The sequence below is a fragment of the Desulfovibrio sp. 1214_IL3152 genome, from assembly GCF_036763055.1.
Classification (GTDB): Bacteria; Desulfobacterota; Desulfovibrionia; order Desulfovibrionales; family Desulfovibrionaceae; genus Desulfovibrio.
Genome location: NZ_JBAIYW010000472.1, coordinates 1 through 2740, shown reverse-complemented (window position 1 = coordinate 2740; position 2740 = coordinate 1). Strand labels below are relative to the sequence as shown.

The following is a 2740-nucleotide window of genomic DNA, read 5'->3' as shown; positions in this document are numbered from 1 at the left end:
GCCAGCGCGCGGCGGAAGCCGCTTTTCCGTTCAGCCATGCGGCGCAGGGGCGGCAAGGCTTCCAGCAGGGCCTCATCGGGCTGAATGGCATTACGACGTTCACGTAAAAGATTAAGTTTTTCTGTGAGTGCGGCCAAATGTCGTTCGCAGCTTTCGCGCGCTTCTTGCGCGCGTGCAAGGCGCGCCTGACCATCTTCAGGAAATGAGGGATTGATCGGTCCCAGTCGCTCAAGGGCGGCGCAGACCATCCGCCACTCATTCCACTGCAGCCATACGCTCAAACGGCGTTCAAGCAGACGGCGTTCTTCTTCCAGACGTGATTTGTGGCCGCGCACGGCAGCCAGATCTTCTTTTTTTTCACCAAGCTCACCGGCAAGAGCATCAAAACCGGCTTGCTGCTGGCGCAGTTCGGCCATGCGCTGGCGCAGGTCATTCAACTGCCTGAGGGCCTGGTTAAGAGGAGGCTTGCTGCCGCCGGACTTGAAAATTTCATCCGTCTGTTTTTTCAGGATAGCCAGTGCTTCGCCCGGAGAGCGCAGACCCGGACCGAAACTGGCGCCATACAGGGCGTGGCGCACACTTTCGCCGGTGAGGTTGCCCATATTTTCCAGTTCGGTGAGGCTGAAGCCAAAGACGTTGCGATACACATCGCGGCTGACGCCTGAAAGCAGGCGTCGCAGCACGTCTTCATCCAAAGGTTTACCCTGTCCGTCGGCAAGGGAAACGTGGCCCCCGGAACCGCCGGGGCGGCGGGTGAGACGGAGAATGCCCTCTTCCTGGGTGTGAAGGGTGAGGCTGCCGCCTGCGTTGCCGCCACGCAAAGGCCCGGGAATCAGTTTGCCTTCCCTGCTGTTGGGCGCGGGATACCCCGCCAGAGTGGTACGCAAAAATTCAAGGCAGGTAGATTTTCCGGCTTCGTTTTCTCCCAGAAAAATGGAAAGTCCGGGAGCCAGACCTTCAACCGTCACATCGGAGAAAATGCCGAATCCGTCCATATGGAAGGACTGGATATGCATCAGCGAACCTCCAGAAGGTCTATGCAAAGTCGTTGAGCTTCTTCCAGCAGGGCCTGCATCTGGCCGTCATCTGGCTGGGCCAGTATTTTTCGCAGCTGCGTATGCCCGAACAGCGGGGACAGGGCTGGCCCCCCCACCTCCTGCAGCGCCTCATGGCTTTCACTCATGCGCAGTGCCAGACGCAGTGCCTCCCCCAGCAGGTCTTCGCGCTGGAGATACTGGGCGCTGTCTACGGGTGGGCTTGTGTCCACGCGCAGGTCTTTGACCCAGACGCCAGGAGTGCCGGAAGCAAAATGTCCCAGACGTTCCAGAATGTCTTCCTGATTGCCGGTATCGCGCAGGGCTGCGTCCAGGCTGGTGCGGCCGTACAGGCGAACGCGGGCGAGCAGGGCTTCACAGCCTGGTTCCGTGGCTTCGGCTGCCTGGTCAAGGCACTGGGCAAGGCGGTTTTCCACCTGATCAAGGTGCTCCACGCCGTCAAGCCCGAGATCCAGCCCCGTCCACTGAACCGGCCCAAGCCGCACAAAATCTGCCTGGCAGTGATATGAAACGGCTCCGTGCTCATCCGGCGGATTTGCAGTACCGGACAGCGGTTCAGCAGGGTGGGCCGTGACCGACAGGCAACCGCGCGGACCGGTTTCATTGACATGCAGGCCCTGGCTGTTGCCGCAGTAGGCAATAAACGGATTTTGGCTCAGGGTGCGTCTTTCATGCACATGACCAAGCGCCCAGGCGTCCAGACCGGTATTTTTGAGGTCGTCAAGCGAGCAGGGGGCGTAGCGGTCGGCTTTGTTTTCGCCTTCGACAGTGCAGTGCAGAACGCCGAGCTGAAAACAGTCATATGCGGCATCGCGTCGAAAGAGGCGGGCAAGATTGCGCCCTTCGCGGGCTTTGGCATGGCTTATGCCGTGTACGACAGCCAGAGGCATGCCGTTTTTTTCTACAATGTGCCGTTCAACCTCAGGGCCGAAAATCGTCACATTTTCGGGCCAGCGGATGGACTCAAGCATGGAGTTGAGCGGGTCGTGATTGCCGTGGGCGATAAAGACGCGAATTCCGGCGGCCTTGAGGCGCAGGCAGCCGTCACGCAGGCGCAGTTGGGCCTTAACGCTGTGATCTTCTTCGTTATACACGTCACCGGCCAGAACAAGAAAGTCGGGTTTTTCTGCTTCGCACAGGCGGAAGAGCCGTTCCAGAGCCTTGAAAGTGGCATCATGCAGCAGTTGCGCCAGATGGCTTCCCTGGGCGGCTTCTCGCGAAAGGCCGCGAAAAGGGGTGTCCAGATGCAGATCGGCCGCGTGAATATAGCGTATAATGTCCATGTTTGCCTCAGTGCTGTGATTATGTATCGGCCCCAAAGTCTAGACTTTTTCACGAAGCATGACAAGCATGGGGGCGCTGCGCGGCATTGTTTGTCTTTGACTGCAATTCAGACACTGAACAGAGGTGAGCAATATTTCGGTGAACACCTGCAAATACAAAAAGCGACATGGTACGGAGCGTCTGTTTGCTCCGTACCATGTCGTGCGAAAGATTTATCAGGCGTGCCTGTGTGCGAAAGCGTTGCCATCGTCCTCGCAAGGCAAAGAGGATGCGAGGAGTGTGAGGAACCGATGGCAGCCGTGGTCAGGCGTTACGCCCTCGCCAGTTGCGTGAGTGCTGTGTCAGGCCGTCATGGCGCAACAGGCAGCAGGCGCAGCCTGGCAGGCTGTCGGCCAGCTGGA

General features: G+C 58.9%; 2 protein-coding genes. Both read right to left on the bottom strand.

The features are described 5' to 3' along the window. Positions 1–1016: AAA family ATPase (locus tag V6C07_RS09990; protein ID WP_333536300.1), on the bottom strand; the 1016-nt coding region annotated here is incomplete at its 3' end. Next, positions 1016–2338, bottom strand: coding sequence for a metallophosphoesterase family protein (locus V6C07_RS09985; RefSeq protein ID WP_333536297.1), 1323 nt, complete (start codon positions 2336–2338; stop codon positions 1016–1018). The genes V6C07_RS09985 and V6C07_RS09990, both read right to left, overlap by 1 nt. Positions 2339–2740 lie beyond the last annotated feature (402 nt).